Source organism: Rhodoferax sp. GT1R46, assembly GCF_056521285.1.
Window position 1 is genome coordinate 941,290 of record NZ_JBWMBC010000001.1, and the last position, 21,035, is coordinate 962,324.

The window sequence follows — 21,035 nt, forward strand, 5'->3', positions numbered from 1 at the left end:
AGGGCGACCTGTGAAGTTTGACCACATCGGCATGATCGGTTACGGCGAGGTTGGCAGAATTTTCAGCGCGGGGCTCAAGCCCAAGGCGAGCGCCACCAGTGCCTGGGACCTGAAGTTTGAGTCCCTCACCTTGGCGCAGGAGCCGCTGGCCCACGCGGCGCAATCGGGCGTTTCGGCCTGCAGTTCCATTGCGCAACTCTGCAGTGGTGCCGATCTTGTCATTTCCGCGGTGACCGCGTCCAACACGCTGGCCGTGGCGCAAGCGGCAGCCATGCACATCCGGCCCGGCGCAGTCTTTCTGGATCTCAACTCGGCATCTCCCGGAACCAAGCAGCAGGCTGCAGCACTGATTGATGCTGCCGGTGCGCATTATGTGGAAGCGGGCGTGATGACCTCTGTGCCGCCCTATGGCATTCGGGTGCCCATGCTGCTGGGTGGCGCGCGCGCGGCTGAATTGGCGGGTGTGCTGATAGCTTGGGGCATGGATGCCAAAGCCGTGTCGGAGAAGCTGGGCGTTGCCAGCGCCATCAAGATGTGCCGCAGCGTGATGATCAAAGGCCTGGAGGCATTGGTGATAGAGAGCTATACCACCGCCCGCGCCTATGGGGTGGAAGCCTACGTGCTGCCCACCCTGGCCGAGACTTTTCCCAGCATCGACTGGGAGCAGACCGGCGCCTATTTTTTCAGCCGCGTGGTGCAACACGGCCAGCGTCGCGCCGAGGAAATGCGTGAAGCGGCCAACACGGTGCAGGAAGCCGGGTTCGAGCCCTTCATGGCCCGCGCCATTGCCGACAAGCAGCAATGGGTGGCCGATCAGGCCCGGGGCGGAGTGTTCGCCGGCCTGGAAAAGAATGTATCCTGGCAGGCGTATGCCGACCGGCTGCTTGCCGCATCAAAGGATCTCCCTTGGTTAAAGACTTGAACGTGCATGGTGACGTTGCAGAACAGCGCCTCCGTGCATTTTTCGACGGGATGACTGACGGGGTGCAGTTGTGTGAACTCATCATGGATGACGAAGGGCATGCGGTCGATGTCCTCATTCTCGATGTGAACTCGGCTTATGAGCGACACACCGGCATCACTCGGGAGCAGGCGGTTGGCCGGCGAGTTTCTGCAGTTCTCGCACCCGTTGAGCCGGAGTGGCTGCTTCGCTACGGCGAGGTTGTCCGTACTCAAAAAGTGGTGTGTTGTGATGAATACAGCGCGGCGCATGCGCAATGGTTCCGCGTCTGTGCAAACTCCATGGGCGGCAACAACTTCAGTCTGGTTTTCAGAGATATCACCGAGACCAAACTAAGGGAACTCGAGAACATTCAATTCAAGTCCATCGTCACTTCATCGGACGATGCCATCATGAGTAAATCACTCGACGGCATCGTCACCAGCTGGAACCCCGGAGCACAGGCGATGTTTGGGTATCGCGCAGATGAAATCGTCGGATGCCACATTGGCATGTTGTTTCCCCCTGCGCGACTGGATGAAGAGGAAACAATTCTTGGAAGGATTCGCGACGGAGAAAGATTGGTGCAGTTTGAATCGGTGAGGTTGCACAAAGACGGAGCGGCAATCGACGTTTCCGTAACCATTTCGCCAATCCACGACGAGAATGGCAAGATCATCGGCGCCTCAAAGGTCGCCCGAAATGTTTCTGATAGACGACGCTCAGACAATGCATTGCGTGAGAGCGTGAGCCGGTTTGAAAAAGCCATTGAATCCCTGCAGGAAGGGGTCGTTCTGCACAATCAGGATGGCAAGATCGATTTCTGCAACTCCAGCATGGAGCGCATCCTGGGGTTGACGGCGGCACAGTTGACGGGACTCAGCGCGACTGATGCCCAATGGAACATTATTCATGATGATGGCTCCGATTTTGCGCAAGAAGATCATCCCGCTACCGTGTCGCTAAGCCAGGGAATTGCACAGCACGGCACAGTCATGGGAATTCATAAACCCTCCGGGGAGTTGACATGGATTTCGGTTAACTCGGTGCCGCTTGGGCCCAGTGAGAAGCCCACCGGCGTTATCGTCACAGCAGTCGATATCACCGATCGCAGGCAGTTTGAGCATGTGCTCAGTAGCAATAACGAGGAACTGTACCGTGCCAAGGCCGTCGCCGAGAAGGCGAATCTGGCGAAGTCCGAGTTTCTGTCCAGAATGAGCCATGAATTGCGCTCACCCTTGAATGCCGTGTTGGGATTTGCCCAGTTGATTGAATCAGGCACGCCACCGCCCTCAGCATCTCAGATGCGCTCAATCCACCAGATTTTGCAGGCGGGTTGGTATCTGCTGGACATGATTAATGAAATTCTCGATTTGTCGAGGATTGAGTCGGGCACCGTCACCATGTCGCAGGAATCGGTGTCGCTGAGCGAAGTGTTGCAAGATTGTCTTTCCATGATCGAGCCCCAGGCGCAGCAACGCGGACTGAAGATGACATTCCCCTGGTTCGGGCAGAACCATCATGTTCTTGCCGACCGGACGCGGCTCAAGCAAGTGCTGCTCAATCTGTTATCCAATGCGATCAAATACAACCAGGCGGGCGGCTCGGTTGTCGTCCAGTGTGTGGCGACAGGAAATGACAGGCTGCGCCTGTCCGTCAGCAATACGGGCGCTGGACTGACGCAGGAGCAGGTAGATCAACTGTTTCAGCCCTTTAACCGATTGGGGCGAGAGGGCGGTACCGAGCAAGGCACAGGTATCGGTCTGGTTGTCACCAAGAAAATGGTCGAACTGATGGGCGGCGCAATCGGCGCCGAAAGCAGTGTGGGTGTCGGCAGTGTTTTTTGGGTTGAATTCTTGGTCATGAAAGCGCCTGAGCCGACAGGCATCGAAAGTGACCCGATCGAACAGAACTTGCCGGCTCAAGATGTGACACGTGCGCCTCCACCCCCGCGCACGCTGCTGTGCGTGGAGGACAATCCGGCAAATTTGCTTCTGATTGAGGAGTTGATTGGGCGGCGACGTGATTTGAAACTGTTGACCGCCATTGACGCCGAACTGGGTATCAAGATGGCCAGAGCCTACCGCCCTGACATTATCTTGATGGACATTAATTTATCCGGAATGGATGGGTTTGACGCGCTCCGGGTGCTGCGTGATGCGCCTGCAACTGCCCATATTCCGGTAATGGCGCTATCGGCCAGCGCGACTGCGCGTGACATCGCTCGGGGCCTGGACGCCGGATTTTTTCGCTATTTGACCAAGCCGATCCAAGTTCAGGAGTTTATGGATTCCGTTGACGTGGCGCTGATTTATGCGGCCGAAAATGCGGTCGCTCGTGCTGAGGTAAAGGCCTGATCGACGGCTGCACAGGGGCAAACCCAACGGGTCGAGAGCGTGGCAGTGGCAATCGATTGTTTCAAGCAGGATCAGGCCAGTACCCATCCTGAAGATGTTCAGAGGGTGGCTTCAATGGCACGACGCAACTCGGGGGTTATCTCCGGCATCACGCCGAACCATGCATGAAATGCGGGCCGGGCTTGGTTCAGCAGCATTCCCAGCCCATTGACGGTGGGGTTGCCGCGTTCGCGGGCTGCGGCCAGCAATGGCGTTTCCAGGGGTACATAGATGACATCGGAAACCAGTGCGTGCAGAGGCATCTGCGTTAAATTCAACTCCAGGGGCGGGTTGCCGTGCATTCCCTGGCTGGTGGTGTTGACAAGCAAAGAAATATCGGCCAAGGCATCGTGGCGCGAAGACCATGGCATGGCTTTTACAGGGCCGCCAAAAAGGCTTGCCAGCTCTTGTGCCTTGTCCTCGGATCGATTTAGCAGTCGTATCTCCTTGGCACCGCGCTCGGCCAGGCTTAAAACCACGGCACGGGCTGCACCGCCGGCACCGAGCACCGTGATCGGGCCGGAATCCGCCCGCCAGTCGGGCTTGGCATCCAGCAGGCTCTGGATATAGCCGAAACCGTCGTTGTTAAAGCCTTTGAGTGACCCGTCAGGTTGCACCACGATGGTGTTGATGGCGCCCATGCGCTGCGCCATGCTGTCCACCTCATGCACCAGGGCCATGGCCGACACTTTGTGGGGAATGGTGATGTTGCAACCGGCAAATCCGAGAGCAGGCAGGCCGGCAATGGCCACCTCCAGATTTTCGGGCAGCACTGGCAGCAGGACGTACGCGCCCGTGAGGCCGTATTTCTGAATCCAGTAGTTGTGCAGTAGGGGTGAACGCGAATGGGCAACAGGCCATCCCATGACGCCTGCCAGACAGAATTTGGTGTTACTCATGTTGAATCTTCAATCTACTTGCGGTTTGCAGTTGGGGGAACGGAAATGGCAACAAGCCAGCAAGGGTCTAGGCGTATGCCTGAACAGCCTTTTTGACCACATCGGCCACCAAATTTTGGACCTCTTTGTGTGTTTCGGTACTGGGCCGTCGTGCGGAGGTGACCAGCATCAGCTCGCAAATCAGCTGCGGGCTATGCAGTTTGTGTGTCAAAAAGACATGCGGTTTCTGGAAGTTGCTCAGGGTGTATGGCGGCAGCACAGCAAAACCCAGGCCTTCTCCCACCAGATCGAGAATGGCGTTGAGGCCGTCCACTTCCAGTTCGATTTTCGGGCGGCAGTTGACGCGTATCAGTTCCGTCTCGATCAACACGCGAAAGGCATTGGGACGGCTGGGCACAATCAGGGGCAGGTCGGCCAGTGCAGACAGGGGCATGCGCGCGCTCAGGCCGGGCACCGGGTTGCGCTTCACGCTCTCTTGCGATGAAATCAGAACGAGCTCTTCGCGGTGCAGCGGCTGGGTTTCAATGTCGGGGGAGTGTGCGGTGTTGTACAGCACCGCCATGTCCAGCCGGCCAGAGCGCAAACCCTCATTCATGACCACGGAAAATCCTTCCGTCAAAGTCAGGTGCGCATTGGGCAACCGTTTGCGAAACTCCAGCGTCAGCGGTACTGTGATCAGCTTGCTCAGGGAGGGGGGCAGACCAATCGAGACGCGGCCCGCCAGAGAACCGCGCACGGACCCCAGTTCTTCGCGCGCCAGTGCAACCTGGTGAAGAATGCCCCGGCCATGTTCCAGCAGCACCAGGCCCGATTCGGTCAGGGTCACGCCGCGGCCATTGCGGAGTAAAAAGGTCTGGTGGAATTCCACTTCCAGCTGGCGAACATGCCGGCTCAGCAGAGGCTGCGGCATGCTCAGGGCCGCAGCGGCCCGCGTGAAACTGCCCAGTTCGGCTACGCGTACAAATGATTCAATTTGTTTGAGGTCCATGGTCTTATCTGGAATATCAACGTATAAGCTATACCGATTGTTTATAACAGCTAGTGACGAGAAATGCACCGTAGTCAAGGGTAAGTCTCTAAAATTTACTTATGAAAATTGCCATTTCCCGCCCTGTCATGCGCGGCATTTCCTCTATGGCCACCCGCGCGGTGCTGAATGATCTGGTCGCCGCCTACGCGAAGCGAACGGGGCGCAGCGCAGCCATTGAATCAGTCGGCGGCGTCGACGCCGCAAAGCGTGTGCAGGCTGGCGAAGCCTTTGATGTGGTCTTTCTGGCGTCGGAAGCAATTGACAAACTGATTGCCAGCGGCCACGTGCTCGCCGACAGCAAGGTGGATTTGATGCGCTCGGGTGTGGCGGTGGCGGTGCGCCTGGGGGCTGCGCAGCCAGATATCTCGACGGAAGACGCATTGCGGGATGCCGTACGCAGTGCCTCCAGTATCGGATTCTCGACCGGCCCTAGCGGCGTGGCGCTTGCCAAGCTTTTTGAGCGGTGGGGCATTGCGCAGGACATTGAGGCCCGTATCGTACAGGCCCCGCCCGGCGTGCCTGTTGGCACCCTGGTGGCAGATGGCCGGGTGGCATTGGGTTTCCAGCAAAGCAGCGAGTTGATGCACCTCGAAGGCATTGTGGTGCTGGGGCCATTGCCGCCCTCCGTCCAGATCGTGACAACCTTTTCGGCAGGCCTGTGCCGCGGCTGCTCCGAGCCGGAAGCGGTGCGCGGGTTGCTGGCCTTCATGGCTTCATCCGAGGCCACAGACGCAATACGCAGACACGGCATGGAGCCGGTTTGAACAATCAACCTATTGGTAAAGCAACGCGAGTCACGCTATGAAAAAACCACTCATCATCGATTGCCATGGCCACTACACCACGGCACCCAAGGCGCTGGAGACCTGGCGCAATCAGCAGATTGCCGGCATCAAAGACCCGGCCAGCATGCCCAAAGTGGCGGACCTGGAAATTAGCGACGACGAGTTGATTGAAACGATCGAAACCAACCAGTTGCGCCTGATGAAAGAGCGCGGTAGCGACATCACGCTGTTCTCGCCCCGCGCCAGTTTCATGGCGCACCACATAGGCGACTTCAACGTGTCGAGCACCTGGGCGGCAATTTGCAATGAACTTTGCTACCGTGTCAGTCAGCTCTTTCCCGACAACTTTGTGCCGGTCGCCATGCTGCCGCAGTCCCCTGGCGTCGACCCGGCAAGCTGCATTCCTGAGTTGGAGAAATGCATCAAGGAATATGGCAACGTGGGTATCAACCTGAACCCCGATCCATCGGGCGGGCACTGGACCAGCCCACCGTTGAGCGACAAGCACTGGTACCCCATTTACGAGAAGATGGTGGAGTACGACATCCCCGCCATGATTCACGTGTCAACCAGTTGCAATGCCTGCTTTCACACAACCGGCGCGCATTACCTCAATGCTGACACTACCGCGTTCATGCAATGCCTGACCAGTGATCTGTTCAAGGAATTCCCGACGCTGCGTTTTCTGATTCCCCATGGCGGCGGTGCGGTGCCCTACCACTGGGGCCGCTTTCGCGGGTTGGCGCAAGAGCTCAAAAAGCCCTTGCTGGAAGAACATTTGCTCAACAACATTTTCTTTGACACCTGTGTGTACCACCAGCCGGGCATTGACCTGCTGAACACGGTGATTCCTGTGAAAAACGTGTTGTTTGCCTCAGAAATGATTGGCGCGGTGCGCGGCATTGACCCGCAGACCGGCAACTATTACGACGACACCAAACGCTACATCCAGGCGTCGAAGATCCTCAGCGAAGAAGACCGTTTCCAGATTTATGAAGGCAATGTACGCCGCGTGTTTCCTCGGCTGAATGCAGCGCTGCAAAAGAAAGGCAAATGACCATGGACATGAATAACCTCGGCGTCGTCAAACGCAACATCACCCGTGCCAACAAGGCGGCGGTCGAAAAACTGTCCCATTTTGGTGTGGCCACCATCCACGAGGCCATGTGCCGCGTCGGGCTGATGAAGCCGTATATGCGCCCCATCTACAAGGGCGCAAAAATGTGTGGAACGGCCGTCACGGTTTTACTGCAACCCGGCGACAACTGGATGATGCATGTGGCGGCCGAGCAGATTCAGCCAGGTGACGTCGTCGTGGCCGCTTGCACGACCGATAATTTTGATGGTTTCTTTGGTGACTTGCTGGCCACCAGTTTCCAGGCACGCGGCGCCATGGGTCTCATCATCGATGGCGGCGTGCGCGATGTGGATGAGCTGGAGCGCATGTGCTTTCCGGTGTTCAGCCGTGTCATCTACGCCAAGGGAACGATCAAAGCCACGCTGGGTTCCGTCAACATCACGGTGGTGTGTGCCGGTGCGCAGGTCAACCCCGGTGATGTGGTGATTGCCGATACCGATGGGATTGTTGTTGTGCCAGCCGCCATCGCCCAGCAGGTGGCCGATGCCGCCGAAAAGCGGGAGAGTTTTGAAGGTGAAAAGCGCGCGAAGTTTGCGGCAGGCGTGCTGGGTCTGGACATGTACAAGATGCGTGAGCCGCTGGAAAAAGCGGGCCTGCGGTACATCGACTGAGCACAGAAAAGAACCCGTCATGGAATTTACCAAAACCCCCGGCTGGCTCGACTGGTATACCGGCCCGAGCAAACCCCGCTTCCAGGTACCCGCGGGCGCGGTCGATGCACATTGCCACGTGTTTGGCCCCGGAGCCGAGTTTCCCTTTGCGCCCGAGCGCAAATACACCCCCTGCGATGCGTCCAAGCAGCAGCTTTACGCATTGCGCGACCACCTGGGCTTTGCGCGCAACGTGGTGGTGCAAGCTACCTGCCACGGGGCCGACAACCGCGCCATGGTCGATGCACTGGTGCATTCCCATGGAAAGGCCCGCGGGGTGGCTACCGTCAAACGCGGTGTTACGGATGAAGAACTGCAGGCCATGCACGCAGCCGGTGTGCGCGGCGTGCGCTTTAACTTCGTCAAGCGTCTTGTCGATTTCACGCCAAAAGACGAATTGATTGAAATCGCTAACCGCATCAAGCCTTTGGGCTGGCATGTGGTGATTTACTTTGAAGCGGTGGATTTGCCCGAGCTGTGGGACTTTTTTACCGTGCTACCCACCACTGTGGTCGTGGACCACATGGGTCGCCCCGATCTGAACAAACCGGTCGATGGGCCTGAGTTCGAGTTGTTCGTGAAGTTCATGCGTGAGCACCGGAATGTGTGGAGCAAGGTGAGCTGCCCTGAACGCCTTAGCGTGACCGGTCCGAAAGCGCTGAACGGTGAGCAGAATGCCTATGCCGATGTGATTCCATTTGCCCGTCGCATTGTGGAGACTTTTCCGGATCGCGTGCTGTGGGGCACTGACTGGCCGCACCCGAACCTCAAGGACCACATGCCCGACGACGGTTTGCTGGTTGATTTCATTCCCCATATTGCCACCACACCCGAGCTGCAGCGCAAGCTGCTGCTCGATAACCCGATGCGACTCTACTGGCCAGACGAAGCGGCTGACTAAGGAAACCCCATGGCACTCGACAAACCGTACCTTGATGTACCCGGCACCACCATTTTTGATGCCGAACAGTCCCGCAAGGGCTACCACCTGAACCAGTTTTGCATGTCGCTGATGAAGGCCGCCAACCGCGAGCGCTTCAAGGCCAACGAGCGGGCCTATCTGGATGAGTGGCCCATGACGGAGGAGCAGAAACTCGCCGTGCTGGCCCGTGACCTGAACCGTTGCATGGCGGCGGGTGGCAATATTTACTTTCTGGCCAAGATTGGTGCAACCGACGGCCTGAGCTTCCAGCAAATGGCGGGCAGCATGACCGGCATGACCGAAGTCGAATACCGCAACATGATGATTGCCGGGGGCCGCTCGGTTGAGGGCAATCGCGTGGTCGGAGAAGACGGTGATGCCCAGGCACACCGCCAGCCACAAGGGAAATCACAACAGAAGGCGAACGACTGATCATGGCCAAAATTACCGCAAGTGTTTACACCTCCCACGTACCGGCCATTGGGGCAGCACTCGACCAAGGCAAGAGCAACGAGCCTTACTGGCAACCGGTTTTCAAGGGTTACGAGTATTCCAAGCAGTGGATGAAGGACAACAAGCCTGACGTGATCTTTCTGGTCTACAACGACCATGCTACGGCCTTCAGTCTGGACATGATTCCGACTTTTGCGATTGGCACCGCAGCCTCGTTCAACCCGGCTGACGAAGGCTATGGTGCACGTCCTGTGCCAATGGTCATCGGCCATCCGGAGCTGGCTTCGCACATTGCGCAGTCGGTTATCCAGCAGGACTTTGACCTGACCATTGTCAACAAGATGGATGTGGACCATGGCCTGACTGTGCCGCTCTCCCTGATGTGCGGCCAGCCCGACGCGTGGCCGTGCCCCGTGATTCCATTTGCTGTGAATGTGGTGCAGTACCCGGTGCCTAGCGGCCAGCGTTGCTTCAATCTCGGTCGGGCCATTGCCAAGGCCGTGGAGAGCTACGACGACGACCTGAACGTGCACATCTGGGGCACGGGCGGCATGAGCCACCAGCTCCAGGGCCCACGCGCCGGTTTGATCAACAAGGAGTTTGACAACGCCTTTCTGGACAAATTGATTGCGGACCCTGCAGCAGCGGCGGCCATTCCCCACATCGACTATGTGCGCGAGGCGGGCAGCGAAGGTATCGAGCTGGTGATGTGGCTGATCGCGCGCGGTGCTATGAAAGATGTAGCTGACGGCGCAGGTTCTGTGCGGGTCAAGCACCGTTTTTACCATGTACCTGCGTCCAATACGGCGGTGGGCCATCTGATCCTGGAGAACAACTAAGTGAGCAAAACCATCAAAGTCGCCCTCGCGGGCGCAGGTGCCTTTGGCATCAAACACCTGGATGGCATCAAGAACATTGACGGCGTGGAAGTCGTGTCGCTCATCAGCCGCGATCTGGACAAGACGCGGGAAGTGGCTGCCAAGTACGGCATCGGCCATGTGACAACCGATCTGGCCGATAGTCTGGCGCTCAAAGAGGTCGATGCCGTCATTCTGTGTACCCCAACACAGATGCATGCTGAGCAGTCCATTGCCTGCCTGAAAGCCGGTAAACATGTGCAAGTCGAGATTCCACTGGCCGACAGCCTGCAGGGCGCGGAAGAAGTCGTTGCCGCGCAAAAGGCCTCGGGGCTGGTGGCGATGTGCGGGCACACCCGTCGCTTCAACCCCAGCCACCAGTATGTGCACAAGGAGGTGGCGGCCAGGCGTTTCAACATCCAGCAGATGGATGTACAAACCTACTTCTTCCGTCGCACCAATACCAATGCGCTGGGTCAGGCGCGCTCATGGACCGACCACTTGCTGTGGCACCACGCGGCGCACACGGTGGATCTGTTTGCCTACCAGTGCGGAAGTCCGATTGTTCAAGCGAACGCCATGCAAGGTCCCATCCGCCCGGTGCTGGGGATTGCCATGGACATGAGCATCCAGCTCAAAGCTGCCAACGGGGCGATTTGCACCTTGTCGCTGAGCTTCAATAACGAGGGTCCGCTGGGTACATTTTTCCGCTACATCGGCGACACGGCGACCTACATCGCCCGCTATGACGACTTGTTCAATGGCAAGGAAGAAAAGATTGACGTGAGCCAAGTGGATGTCAGCATGAACGGCATCGAGTTGCAAGACCGCGAGTTCTTTGCCGCCATTCGTGAAGCCCGCGAGCCCAACAGCAGTGTGGCCCACGTATTGCCGTGCTACCGGGTGCTGCACCAGCTTGAGCAGCAGCTGAACGCGGATTATTGAACCTTGGAGCTGGGTCGGTCCATCCACCGGTCCCGGTAGGCCTGCAGATGCAGCATGCCTTCCTCGCCGGGGTTGAATTTCATCAGTCCGCGCGCAAACTCCAGGGCAATGAAGGTGGTGATATCCGCAATGGTGAAGCGCTTGCCGGCCACATAGGGCTGGTGGGCCAATTCACTGTCCAGCCAGCGCGCTATCAGGCGCATTTTTTCACCCTGTGATTTTCCAAAATCGGGGAACTGCGGCTGCTCCAGCGCAGCCAGGCCGGGGTGGGTATGGCGTATGCAGTTGGCAATGCTGCTCATCAGGTACAGCTCAATCCGCCGGTCCGTCATTTCAATGAAGGCGCGCTCTTCAAAGTTTTCCCCCATCAAATTGGGCTCGGGGAACAGGCCCTCCAGGTAGGTGCAGATGGCGCGGGTCTCGGTCAGCACGCGCCCGTCGTCCAGTTCCAGCGCCGGTACTTTGGCCAGAGGGCTCTTGGCGCGGTAGGCCTCGGTTTGGTGTTCGTTGCCCGCAATGCTGACGGTGACTTGCTCAATGTGACTGATTCCCTTCTCGGCCAAAAACATGGTTACGCGGCGCGGACTGGGCGCGCGGGGGGAGACGTAAAGCTTCATGGCTGCGCTCCGGGGGTGCGGGACTGGCCGGTTTCCATCATCTTGCGGGCTTCCTCTGCGAACTGGCGGGCTTTGTCTTCGTCATCAATGCGCATGTTCAGGGAGGAGGGCGGCATCTCGATCCCTTTGAGGACGGCGGGTCTGGCTCGAATGCTGTCCGTCCAGCGCTTGAGGTGGGGCATGTCGTCCATGGACACACCCGACCAGCGGTGGGTGCGCACCCAGGCCCAGTTGGCAATGTCGGCAATGGAGTAATCGCCAGCCAGGTATTCGTGGTCTTTCAAGTGGCCATCCAGCACCCGGAACAGCCGCGTGCTCTCGCCCTGGTAGCGATCAATGGCCGCTGGAATTTTCTCGGGAAAGTAGCGAAAGAAAACATTGGCTTGTCCCATCATCGGGCCGATGCCGCCCATCTGGAACATCAGCCACTGCATCACGCGTGAGCGGCCTTTGGTGTCACTGGGCATCAGCTTCCCGGTTTTTTCGGCCAGGTAGACAAGGATGGCACCCGACTCGAACACCGGAAAATCATCCTCAGCACGGTCCACGATGGCGGGTATGCGTCCGTTGGGGTTGATTTTCAAAAACCAGGGTTGCTTCTGATCGTTTCCGGACAAGTTGAGCGTGTGCAGGGTGTACGGCAGCGCCAGCTCTTCCAGCGCAATGGATATTTTGTGGCCGTTGGGCGTTGCAGCGGTGTAGAGGTCAATCATGATTCTGTCTCAATGGAAGAAATGTCAGGCGGAAATGGTGCGGAGTTGTTGGTCGCCCAGGCCATGAATGCCCAGGCGCATGGTCTGGCCAGGCTGCAAGAATACCGGGGGTTTTTGCCCCATGCCCACACCGGGCGGCGTGCCGGTGAAGATCAGGTCGCCGGGCTCCAGGGTCATGAACTGGCTGATGTAGCTCACCACATGGCGCACGCCGAACACCATGGTTTGGGTACTGCCGTTCTGAAAGCGGTGACCATCTACGTCCAGCCACATGGAGAGAGCTTGCGGATCCGGCACTTCGTCAGAGGTAACCAGCCAGGGGCCAATCGGTGCAAAGGTGTCGTGTCCCTTGCCCTTGTCCCATTGACCGCCGCGTTCAATCTGAAAAGCGCGCTCTGACACATCGTTGGCCACGCAATAGCCGGCCACATGCTGCATCGCATCAGCCTGGCTGACGTACTTGGCGCGCTGGCCGATCACGATGGCGAGTTCTACCTCCCAGTCGGTTTTCTCTGCGCCACGGGGTATCTCCACGTTGTCAAACGGGCCGCAGATACTGCTGACGGGCTTCATGAACAGCACCGGCTCGGCGGGAAGCGCCATATTAGCCTCGGCGGCATGGTCCGCGTAGTTCAGCCCCACGCAGACAATCTTGCGCACGCTTCCCACGCAAGGGCCAATGCGCAACGTTGGGTCCAGCAATGGCAGCTGGTTTGTATCGAGGGTGCGCAGAGCCGCCAGACCCGCCGGCATCAAGGTGGTACCGCCTATGTCCGCGCAGTGCGCCGAAAGGTCGCGTAGCTGACCCTGGGCATCCAGCAGGGCGGGGCGTTCCTGGCCAGCTGGGCCGACGCGTAACAATCGCATGTGTATCTCCTCGTAGGGGTTGTTTCAACCCGACTTTATCCCGGCTGACTGTATCGAGGTGTCACCAACATGAACCCCGCAGGGTGATTAGCTGCAGTCTCGCCAACTTTGAATCACAATAGGGGCATCACATATTGTTGATTCGAGGATATTTCCATGGGCAAGCTTGCTAAACAAGAGTCACCTGATTCCAATTTTGATCACCATCAGGTTTTCGAGTTGGCGGCTGAGCTGTTTCGCGTGTTGTCCGCGCCCATGCGGCTGCGAATCATCAAGAGCCTGTGCGAGCGCGAAAAAAACGTCAGCGAATTGCTGAGCGTCATTAACACCACACAGCCCAACATGTCGCAGCACCTCAATACGCTGTACCTGTCCGGCGTGCTGGGAAAACGCCGGGATGGTGTGCAAATTTACTACCGCATTGCCGACGACCGTGTCGCCAACTTGTGCCGCGTCGTCTGCGCCCAAGTCGCCGCCGATGGCGATTTGGTCGCACACTAAACCACTTTTCTCCAGTACGTCAGGGTTATTACCGTATCGGCGGAGGCAGCGGTAGCACTAGCATTCGATTCATATATATAAGGAGTCGATTATGAAAAGAGTGCTGCTGCTGGTTGCGACTTTGCTTGCTGCTTCGCTGGCTTGGGGTGAAGTGAAAGTGGTGTACCACCTGAGCGAAGGTATTCCGCAGGCCTCCCGGGCGATCGGGAATATTCGCAACCATATCGCCGCCGATCCAACGGTCAAGATCGTGGTCGTCACCCATGGTGCCGGAATAGATTTCTTGCTGGACGGTGCAGTCAACGCCAGGGGTCAGACATTTGCAGGAGACATTGGTGATCTGGCCGGCCGCGGGGTCGAGTTCAGGGTCTGTAACAACACGCTGACCAGTCGCAATATTTCCAAAGACAAGGTTGCTATGGAAGCGAAAATCGTGCCTTCTGGCGTTGCCGAGACGGCCAACCTGCAAGCCAAAGAGGGTTTTGTTTACATCCACCCTTGACGCAATGTTACCCAATCCGACATCAGGAGATCACCACATGAAAATGCATTCAGCTCTGGCGGCCTGCGTGCTCGCTACAGTTTCGGGTTGGGGCCAGGCCCAGCCTGTGGACCCTTTGCAGGTGCGCAGCATGGCTGCCTCTTGTGCCACTTGCCACGGTACCAACGGCGTTGCACAAACCGGCAATGAGTCACTGGCAGGCGTCAACAAGGATGAGTTGTTGAAAAAAATGCTGGACTTCAAGATCGGCAAGAAGCCGGCAACCATCATGCACCAACTGTCCAAGGGCTATTCCGACGAGCAGCTAGCGGCACTGGCGAGCTATTTTTCTGCTTTGAAACAATAAGGGAGGCCTGATCATGATGAAGCGTCGTCAATTTGTTCAAAACCTTGGAGCAGCGGGCTCCCTCAGTGCGCTGGGTCTGGTCACTGGTTGCGCAACAACTGGCAATGGCAATGGGCTCAAAGTCGTGGTGGTGGGTGGTGGTTATGGCGGGGCGACTGCAGCCAAGTATGTGCGCATGTGGTCCGATTACGGCATCGACGTGACACTGGTCGAGCCCAGCAGTGTTTTCATTTCGTGCCCCATTTCAAATCTGGTGCTGGGTGGCAGCAAGACCATGGCGGATATCACCACCCCGTACGACAACCTGGTGAAACGCCATGGCGTAAAGATAGTGCTGGACATGGTGACCCGTATCGACCCCGATAAGCGGGTAGTCATGCTGGCCAAAGGTGGCGAACTGGCTTACGACCGCTTGATTGTCTCGCCTGGCGTGGATTTCATCTGGGAAAACCTGCCCGGCATGGCCAAAGAGGGCGCCAAGGACAAGGTGTTGCACAGCTGGAAAGCAGGCGCGCAAACCGTGGCGTTGCGTAAGCAGCTTGAAGCGATGCCGGACGGCGGCGTGTATGCCTTGTCCATTCCTCTGGCTCCATACCGTTGCCCGCCCGGTCCCTACGAGCGCGCCTGCCAGGTGGCCAGTTATTTCAGCAAAGCCAAGCCCAGGAGCAAGGTACTGATTCTGGATGCGAATGACGACGTGACCTCCAAGGCGGCACTGTTCAAAAAAGCCTGGAAAGACCGCTACGAAGGTATTGTTGAATACCGCCCCAAGCACAAGCTGGCCGATGTGGATGCCGCCACCAATACGCTCAAGTTCGAGTTCAATGACGACGTGAAGGCGGCAGTGCTGAATGTCATTCCCGATATGCGCGCTGGCGACATCGCAGTCAAAACCGGCATGGCAACGGCGAACAAGCGCTGGTGCGACGTCGACTTTCTGACGTTTGAGTCCAAGGCAGTCCCGAATGTGCACGTGCTCGGTGACTCCATTCAGATCGCGCCTGCCATGCCCAAATCGGGTCACATGGCCAACCAGCATGGCAAGACCTGCGCAGCGGCTGTGGTGGCACTTTTGACAGGAAAGCAGCCCAATAGCGCGCCGATCTATACCAACACCTGCTACAGCTTCGTCAGCGACGAAGACGTAGTGCACGTGGCCAGTGTGCATCGCTACGATGCAGAAAAGAAGACCATGCTGGCAGTGCCAGGTGCAGGTGGAGTGTCCAGCGCAGCCAACGAGCTGGAAGGACGTTATGCGATGGCATGGGCTCGCAACATCTGGGCTGACACCCTGGCCTGATCTTCTCTATGCAAGGTAGAGGAATGCCATCAGGACGCAGTTGGTTGTGTGCGCTGGCCTTGGCGGCTATCGCCGGCGGCGCATGGGCGCAGGCCGACGAGGCGCGCGCGAAAAAAATTGTGGCGGGAGTCTGCTTTTTGTGCCACGGCGCCGAAGGCGAGTCTTCCAGCGAGGTTTTCCCACGACTGGCGGGCCAGCACTGGGAGTACGTGGCCAAGCAACTGGATAACTTCAAGTCGGGCAAACGCAAAAGCACTGCCATGAAAGATATGGCTGCGAAGCTGACACCCGACGAGATGGTGGCATTGGGTCGCTTTTTTGAAAAAAAGACTGTGGCTACCGAGTCACCCAAAGACACCGCACTGGCTGCGGTGGGAAGCTACATTTACCAGAATGGCAACAAGTACAGCGGCGTAGCCGCCTGCGCCAGCTGCCACGGACCGGGTGCGCTTGGGACTACGAATTTACCCCGGCTTGCGGGTCAGTATGCGTCTTACATCGAGACCCAACTCAAGCTGTTCAACCAGCGCGAACGCACCAACGACAACGCGGTCATGCACTCCATCGTGATCAAGATGACGCCGCTGGAAATGGCGGCGGTAGCTGAGTACCTCAGCGGAAAATAATCCAGTCCGGGTGGCTTGCCGGTCAGGTTGCTTTGGCTGTCGGTTGCATGCCCACATTGGACTGGTGGCGCGTGGGCCGGTTGTCCAGCACACGGTCCATCAGACCTGCACCACCCCACATGCCAATCAGCGTTACCCAGGCGGTAATGGCAAAAATAGAGCCCCCTGTCATCCCCGCCCCGACAGCGCAGCCGCCTGCCAGCATGGAACCGAATCCCATCAAGATGGCTCCGGCGATGTACCGGGTCATGCTGTAGCCGTCCTTGAAGCCCTCCAGCTTGAGGTCGTGTCCCAGCCAAGCACCTAAAAATGATCCCGCGAAAACACCGGGCAACAAGCCAAAATCAAACCCGATTCCAGGTGCTGGCGAGGCCAGCACGCGCATCAGCCATTCGGCGGATGGGCCGCTGAATGTCAATCCCTGAACCTGGATGGGCTGGAACGACTGGGTGGACACAAAATAGCTGAACCACCACGCAGCGGCTACTGTTAACCCGGTGCCGATGCCACCCATCCAAACCCACACGCTGCGCTTGGGACTGCGCCAGGAAAAATACAGCGCCGCGAACAGCCATACCAAACCGGCTACCAGGCCGCCCCATGGGCCGGCACCGGTGGTTGCCAGAAAGTCGCGCGAAGGGCCTGCCTCGACCGTCCACCAACTGCTGATGGTTGCACGCAAAGGGGCCAGTGCGCCAGAGAGGGAGGCCTGAGCCGTGACGGCAAAGATCAACCCCGAGAGCAGGGCGCGCAAGTTGCCATTGGCCGACAACACCAGCAATCGGCTGGCACATCCGCGTGTCATGATCATGCCAGCACCGAATAGCAGGCCACCCACCAATGCACCCGAGAGGCTTCCGCGCGTGGCGATCTGGCGCGCCGTACTGACGTCCAGCGCGTGGGTCAGGATCAGCAGTTGAACCACGACCACCGCACTGGCAAAGGCCAGCAGCCAGACCGACAGCTTCTCGCCGAATGTGCGGTGCCAGAACTCAATGACGGCTGCTCGGAGGCAAAAACGCGATCTTTGGGCAAAAAATCCGAACAACGCACCAATCACCAAGCCACCCATGGCCATGACAACGCCATCGCCATATCTTTCCAAAATGGTTGCCAGATCCATCGCATTCCCCAATAATTCAGCAAACGCTTATATTAAGGCTTGGTGAAAGCGATGAGTTGATCCCGGTCAAGAGTTTGATGATGGCTCATTCACCCTGTTGAAAAAATGCAACTTCCAGTTTTGCGAGGAGATCCCATGAATTTTCCGACCCAGCAAACCCTTCTGCGGCATGCGAGGCACTACTTGATGGTCTTGCTGGCTGCGTTCGGTCCCATGGTGCCGGCGTTTGCGCAGACCATGGCCATGGTTGCGCAGCGCGTATCTCCGTCGTCCTGGTATGTTGAAGGCTTGGGGGCCTTGGGGTCCAGCGCCAATCAGAATTTCATCTCCAATGCGGCGTTCGTTGTAACCCCTGCGGGTGTGGTGGTCATCGATTCGCTGGGTTCGCCGGCATTGGCGGAGCACCTGATGTCAGAGATCCGCAAAATCACACCTCTTCCCGTGACCCATGTGATCGTTACCCACTACCATGCGGACCATATTTACGGTCTTCAGGCGTTCAAGGCAAAGGGCGCACACATCATTGCGCACCGCGCTGCGCTGGAATACTTGAATTCGGATACTGCCCGCCTTCGGCTGGAGGCGTCCCGCCAGGAGCTCGCACCGTGGATTGATGAAACAACCCGTCTGGTACCTGCAGATGAATGGATTGATGGCCCCAAGGAGTTGGTCGTCGGTGGTGTTCACTTCCTGTTGCAGCCGGTAGGGCCCTCGCACACGCCGGAAGATCTGGTGGTTTACATGCCGCATGAGAAGGTGTTGTTTGCAGGTGATCTGGTTTTCCGCAGTCGCATTCCCTATGTAGGTCAGGCGGATAGCGGGCACTGGATCAAAGCGCTGCAAACCCTGCTTTCTTTCGACACCGCGGTGATCGTTCCTGGTCATGGACCCCTGTCATCGGAAGCGCGCAAGGACATGGAATTGACTCGGGACTACCTGATTTACCTCCGCTCTGCGATGGGTGAGGCAGCGAAGAACATGCTGCCTTTCGAAGAAGCCTATGACGCGACCGACTGGATGAAGTTTGAGCACCTGCCGCTGTTTCGTGTGGCCAATCGCATGAATGCTTACAACACGTATTTGCTGATGGAAAGAGCTGCGCAATGACGGCACGCCCAAATGGACTCGGGCGTCGAGAGTTGATCCTCGCGGCCGGTTGCCTCGCAACGGCTCTGACCCCCCGTGCCTGGGCCGCAAGTCCGGCCTTGCCGGCGCCAGACTCGCTGGCCGATGAATTGCCCAAGGCATTAAAAATCGGTCAACCACTGGTTGTGATGGTCAGTCTGGAAGGCTGCCCGTTTTGTCGTGTGGCGCGAGACCACTACTTTGATCCCCTGCGCCGCCAGGAGGGTGTTCCTGTGTTCCAGATCGATATGCGCAGCGCTGTGGTGGTGCGCGATTTCAAACGTGTAGCCGTGACCCACGATCAGCTGGTGCGGGCATGGGGCATCAAGGTGGCGCCGACTATTTTGTTTTTCGGTGCTGGCGGTAAAGAGGTGGCAGAACGGTTGGAGGGCGGCTACCTGCCAGACTTTTATGGTGCCTATCTGGATCAACGAATGCAGCAGGCCAGGGCGGCAGTCAAGTCATGAAGCTTATCAACCGAATTCCGCTAATCTGGCTGGCTGTGATCGCGGGCTGGTTGGCCATTGCCCCTATCTCGCCAGAACCTCATCTGATTGAAAAATTTCGCATGCTCTCAGCCGGCACTCTGGTGCGGCCGATTGATATCTTCGATCTGCTGCTGCATTCAGTGCCTCTGCTGATTCTGTTTCTACGCTTGTTGGGCTGGTACCGGGCGCGCCGCGAGTAGTGGGTAGCCACTGCTAGTGTTTCCCCGGGGGGATTCAGTATTTACGGTGCGTGTCAGTGGGTGGGGATGGCACCGGCCGCACGGGTGTTGGCTTCAAAGCCGCCCTTGGCTTTCCACTCTGCAAAGCCGCCCTGCAGGATGCGCAGGTTGTCATAGCCAGCCAGGCGCAATGCCAGCCCCGCCTGTGATGACAGGGATCCGGTGTTGCAATAAATCAGGACCGGCTTGTCTTTGGGGATGCGGCTGCGCTCTGCCAGCACTTTGCGCCATTCAATGTTGGTCGCGCCAGGGATGTGCTCTTTGCTGAATTGATCGGCATCGCGTGCGTCGATCACAAAAAAGCGTTTCCAGTCTGCGGCGGGAATCTGCTCTGGAAAAATGGTGGCACCGCCGTAATCGACGAAGTCCAGATAGTCCTCCATCGCCTTGACCCCTGCCGAGTCCTGCGCATGAGCGTTGGTGAATGTCGAGACCGTGAGCACGCATGCCAGGAGAAGAGCTGCCATTCTCCGTGGTCGGACATCAAGGCGCGTAGCTGGAACGGAGTGTGTCATCGTTTCTACTTTCATTTATAAGCGTGTAGCGATATTATCCAGTCATGCGCCCATTCCTGCAAGGAGTTGGAGCGCAAAACTGCGTACCGTGCAAGGCAACATGATCCCCATAAAAACTGAATCCGCCTGGAAGGGCACCTCCGACTGCCGCAACTGTAGCATCCGTGACATGGTGCTGTTTGCTGATCTCAACGAAGAAGACTTCGGGCTCATCCATGCGCCGATTGACGACATGGAGTTCCACGCTGGTGCGAGCTTGTTTCAGGAAGGAGCGGCGGCTTTAGGCATATTCACGCTACGCACTGGAATGATCAAATTGGTACGCTCTACCTCGGATGGTCGCCAGCGCATCGTGCGGGTGCTTCGGCCGGGTGACGTGATTGCCCTGGAGGCACTAGCGACCTCCCGCCACGAAACCGACGCGGTGGCATTGACCGAGGTTTCCGTTTGCCGGATTCCCTTGTCGGTCATCCACAAGCTGGGTGTGCAGTCACCGCGTTTGCACCATAGCCTGATGGGTAAGTGGTCTCGCACCCTCAAGGAGGCGGACGACTGGTTGGCAGATCTGAATTTTGGTTCTGCGCGCAAACGAGTCTGCAATTTGGTGCTGAAGATGCGCAGCCTGGTGGATGCCCAGACGGTTACGCTTTTTGCGCGTGAAGACATGGGAGCCATGCTTGACCTCAAAATGGAAACGGTCAGTCGCGAGGTCAGCGCACTGGTGCGGGAAAAGGCTCTGGAGCCACTGGACAAATGCGGTCGCGTCTACCGCATCCTCAATCTGGATTGTTTGCTTGCCGCCTGAAAGCAAGCCCCTAACTCGCAGCCTTGGCTGCGGTAGCAGCGTCTTCAGCCATTTTGCGTTTGAAATAACGCAGGAAAAATACCCCCATACCGAGCATAAAAATTATCCCGCTGATGCTCATGAGGCCATAGTCGGTAGAGAACAGATCGGTCAGCAGTTTCATGGTGATACCTCTTTTAATCAGAGCTTGCAGTGTGACCCCGTGAAGCGGCGATCAGCATGATCCTGATCAATGAATCAGGGTTTGTCCTCG

The 21,035-nt window shown here is 57.8% G+C and carries 26 protein-coding genes; 18 read left to right on the forward strand and 8 right to left on the reverse strand.

What is annotated here, in order from left to right; all coding sequences use genetic code 11:
* Positions 1–10: 10 nt before the first annotated feature.
* Together AC097W_RS04410 and AC097W_RS04415 are read left to right on the forward strand one after the other, a co-directional pair.
* On the forward strand, positions 11–922 hold the full coding sequence (locus AC097W_RS04410) for an NAD(P)-dependent oxidoreductase (RefSeq protein ID WP_479601087.1): 912 nt from the start codon (positions 11–13) through the stop codon (positions 920–922).
* Positions 907–3,297, forward strand: a complete 2,391-nt coding sequence (locus AC097W_RS04415; RefSeq protein WP_479601088.1) for a PAS domain S-box protein — start codon at positions 907–909, stop codon at positions 3,295–3,297. The genes AC097W_RS04410 and AC097W_RS04415 overlap by 16 nt, the downstream gene beginning before the upstream one ends.
* A 98-nt stretch (positions 3,298–3,395) precedes the next feature.
* Here the strand turns inward: AC097W_RS04415 and AC097W_RS04420 are convergent, their stop codons facing one another.
* The gene (locus AC097W_RS04420; protein WP_479601089.1) at positions 3,396–4,235 is read right to left on the reverse strand and encodes a shikimate dehydrogenase; all 840 of its coding nucleotides are present in this window, start codon (positions 4,233–4,235) and stop codon (positions 3,396–3,398) included.
* Between the two features lie 67 nt (positions 4,236–4,302).
* On the reverse strand, positions 4,303–5,223 hold the full coding sequence (locus tag AC097W_RS04425; RefSeq protein WP_479601090.1) for a LysR family transcriptional regulator: 921 nt from the start codon (positions 5,221–5,223) through the stop codon (positions 4,303–4,305).
* 101 nt (positions 5,224–5,324) lie between these two features.
* On the opposite strand from AC097W_RS04425, the gene AC097W_RS04430 reads away from it, so the two are divergent.
* The 7 genes from AC097W_RS04430 to AC097W_RS04460 are packed head-to-tail and all read left to right on the forward strand — an operon-like array spanning position 5,325 to position 11,015.
* On the forward strand, positions 5,325–6,029 hold the full coding sequence (locus tag AC097W_RS04430; protein WP_479601091.1) for a substrate-binding domain-containing protein: 705 nt from the start codon (positions 5,325–5,327) through the stop codon (positions 6,027–6,029).
* 37 nt (positions 6,030–6,066) lie between these two features.
* On the forward strand, positions 6,067–7,107 hold the full coding sequence (locus AC097W_RS04435) for an amidohydrolase family protein (protein ID WP_479601092.1): 1,041 nt from the start codon (positions 6,067–6,069) through the stop codon (positions 7,105–7,107).
* An 8-nt stretch (positions 7,108–7,115) separates the two neighbouring features.
* Positions 7,116–7,799: a 4-carboxy-4-hydroxy-2-oxoadipate aldolase/oxaloacetate decarboxylase gene (gene ligK / locus AC097W_RS04440; protein ID WP_479601301.1), complete on the forward strand. Its 684-nt coding sequence runs from the start codon at positions 7,116–7,118 to the stop codon at positions 7,797–7,799.
* A gap of 19 nt (positions 7,800–7,818) precedes the next feature.
* Positions 7,819–8,739 carry an amidohydrolase family protein gene (locus AC097W_RS04445; RefSeq protein WP_479601093.1) on the forward strand — a complete coding sequence of 307 codons (921 nt, stop codon included), beginning with the start codon at positions 7,819–7,821 and terminating at the stop codon, positions 8,737–8,739.
* A gap of 9 nt (positions 8,740–8,748) precedes the next feature.
* Positions 8,749–9,192 (forward strand): protocatechuate 4,5-dioxygenase subunit alpha, encoded by a 444-nt coding sequence (ligA, locus tag AC097W_RS04450; RefSeq protein WP_479601094.1) that lies wholly within the window; start codon positions 8,749–8,751, stop codon positions 9,190–9,192.
* A 2-nt stretch (positions 9,193–9,194) separates the two neighbouring features.
* A complete protein-coding gene (locus AC097W_RS04455) occupies positions 9,195–10,052 on the forward strand; it encodes a class III extradiol dioxygenase subunit beta (RefSeq protein WP_479601095.1) in 858 nt (285 codons plus the stop codon).
* On the forward strand, positions 10,053–11,015 hold the full coding sequence (locus AC097W_RS04460; protein ID WP_479601096.1) for a Gfo/Idh/MocA family oxidoreductase: 963 nt from the start codon (positions 10,053–10,055) through the stop codon (positions 11,013–11,015).
* On the opposite strand, the gene AC097W_RS04465 is transcribed toward AC097W_RS04460, so the two are convergent.
* From AC097W_RS04465 to AC097W_RS04475, 3 genes are read right to left on the reverse strand one after another with little or no spacing between them, the layout of a single operon-like run.
* Complete coding sequence (locus tag AC097W_RS04465; protein WP_479601097.1) at positions 11,009–11,632, reverse strand: glutathione S-transferase family protein; 624 nt, start codon at positions 11,630–11,632, stop codon at positions 11,009–11,011. The two genes, AC097W_RS04460 and AC097W_RS04465, sit on opposite strands and share 7 nt — an antisense overlap.
* Entirely contained in the window at positions 11,629–12,345 is a 717-nt protein-coding gene (locus AC097W_RS04470; RefSeq protein WP_479601098.1) for a glutathione S-transferase family protein, read from the reverse strand. Before AC097W_RS04470 ends, AC097W_RS04465 begins: the two co-directional genes overlap by 4 nt.
* 24 nt (positions 12,346–12,369) lie before the next feature.
* The gene (locus AC097W_RS04475; RefSeq protein ID WP_479601099.1) at positions 12,370–13,212 is read right to left on the reverse strand and encodes a fumarylacetoacetate hydrolase family protein; all 843 of its coding nucleotides are present in this window, start codon (positions 13,210–13,212) and stop codon (positions 12,370–12,372) included.
* Positions 13,213–13,368: 156 nt separating this feature from the next.
* On the opposite strand from AC097W_RS04475, the gene AC097W_RS04480 reads away from it, so the two are divergent.
* The 5 genes from AC097W_RS04480 (at position 13,369) to AC097W_RS04500 (ending at position 16,487) form a co-directional block, all read left to right on the forward strand.
* Positions 13,369–13,713 carry an ArsR/SmtB family transcription factor gene (locus AC097W_RS04480; RefSeq protein ID WP_479601100.1) on the forward strand — a complete coding sequence of 115 codons (345 nt, stop codon included), beginning with the start codon at positions 13,369–13,371 and terminating at the stop codon, positions 13,711–13,713.
* 91 nt (positions 13,714–13,804) lie between these two features.
* Entirely contained in the window at positions 13,805–14,215 is a 411-nt protein-coding gene (locus AC097W_RS04485) for a DsrE family protein (RefSeq protein WP_479601101.1), read from the forward strand.
* 37 nt (positions 14,216–14,252) lie between these two features.
* The gene (locus AC097W_RS04490; protein ID WP_479601102.1) at positions 14,253–14,561 is read left to right on the forward strand and encodes a c-type cytochrome; all 309 of its coding nucleotides are present in this window, start codon (positions 14,253–14,255) and stop codon (positions 14,559–14,561) included.
* Between the two features lie 16 nt (positions 14,562–14,577).
* Positions 14,578–15,861 (forward strand): FCSD flavin-binding domain-containing protein, encoded by a 1,284-nt coding sequence (locus tag AC097W_RS04495; RefSeq protein ID WP_479601302.1) that lies wholly within the window; start codon positions 14,578–14,580, stop codon positions 15,859–15,861.
* A gap of 23 nt (positions 15,862–15,884) precedes the next feature.
* On the forward strand, positions 15,885–16,487 hold the full coding sequence (locus AC097W_RS04500; RefSeq protein WP_479601103.1) for a c-type cytochrome: 603 nt from the start codon (positions 15,885–15,887) through the stop codon (positions 16,485–16,487).
* Between the two features lie 22 nt (positions 16,488–16,509).
* Here the strand turns inward: AC097W_RS04500 and AC097W_RS04505 are convergent, their stop codons facing one another.
* Entirely contained in the window at positions 16,510–17,610 is a 1,101-nt protein-coding gene (locus AC097W_RS04505) for a YeeE/YedE family protein (protein WP_479601104.1), read from the reverse strand.
* A gap of 186 nt (positions 17,611–17,796) precedes the next feature.
* Here AC097W_RS04505 and AC097W_RS04510 point away from each other — a divergent pair, with 186 nt between their 5' ends.
* The 3 genes from AC097W_RS04510 to AC097W_RS04520 are packed head-to-tail and all read left to right on the forward strand — an operon-like array spanning position 17,797 to position 19,423.
* Entirely contained in the window at positions 17,797–18,717 is a 921-nt protein-coding gene (locus tag AC097W_RS04510) for an MBL fold metallo-hydrolase (RefSeq protein WP_479601303.1), read from the forward strand.
* A complete protein-coding gene (locus tag AC097W_RS04515) occupies positions 18,714–19,202 on the forward strand; it encodes a thioredoxin fold domain-containing protein (RefSeq protein ID WP_479601105.1) in 489 nt (162 codons plus the stop codon). The genes AC097W_RS04510 and AC097W_RS04515 overlap by 4 nt, the downstream gene beginning before the upstream one ends.
* The gene (locus tag AC097W_RS04520; RefSeq protein ID WP_479601106.1) at positions 19,199–19,423 is read left to right on the forward strand and encodes a hypothetical protein; all 225 of its coding nucleotides are present in this window, start codon (positions 19,199–19,201) and stop codon (positions 19,421–19,423) included. The genes AC097W_RS04515 and AC097W_RS04520 overlap by 4 nt, the downstream gene beginning before the upstream one ends.
* 53 nt (positions 19,424–19,476) lie before the next feature.
* On the opposite strand, the gene AC097W_RS04525 is transcribed toward AC097W_RS04520, so the two are convergent.
* A complete protein-coding gene (locus AC097W_RS04525) occupies positions 19,477–19,929 on the reverse strand; it encodes a rhodanese-like domain-containing protein (RefSeq protein WP_479601107.1) in 453 nt (150 codons plus the stop codon).
* Positions 19,930–20,077: 148 nt separating this feature from the next.
* Here AC097W_RS04525 and AC097W_RS04530 point away from each other — a divergent pair, with 148 nt between their 5' ends.
* Positions 20,078–20,782: a Crp/Fnr family transcriptional regulator gene (locus AC097W_RS04530; RefSeq protein WP_479601108.1), complete on the forward strand. Its 705-nt coding sequence runs from the start codon at positions 20,078–20,080 to the stop codon at positions 20,780–20,782.
* A gap of 10 nt (positions 20,783–20,792) precedes the next feature.
* Here AC097W_RS04530 and AC097W_RS04535 read toward each other — a convergent pair whose 3' ends face one another.
* Complete coding sequence (locus tag AC097W_RS04535) at positions 20,793–20,945, reverse strand: DUF3149 domain-containing protein (protein WP_479601109.1); 153 nt, start codon at positions 20,943–20,945, stop codon at positions 20,793–20,795.
* Positions 20,946–21,035: the final 90 nt, after the last annotated feature.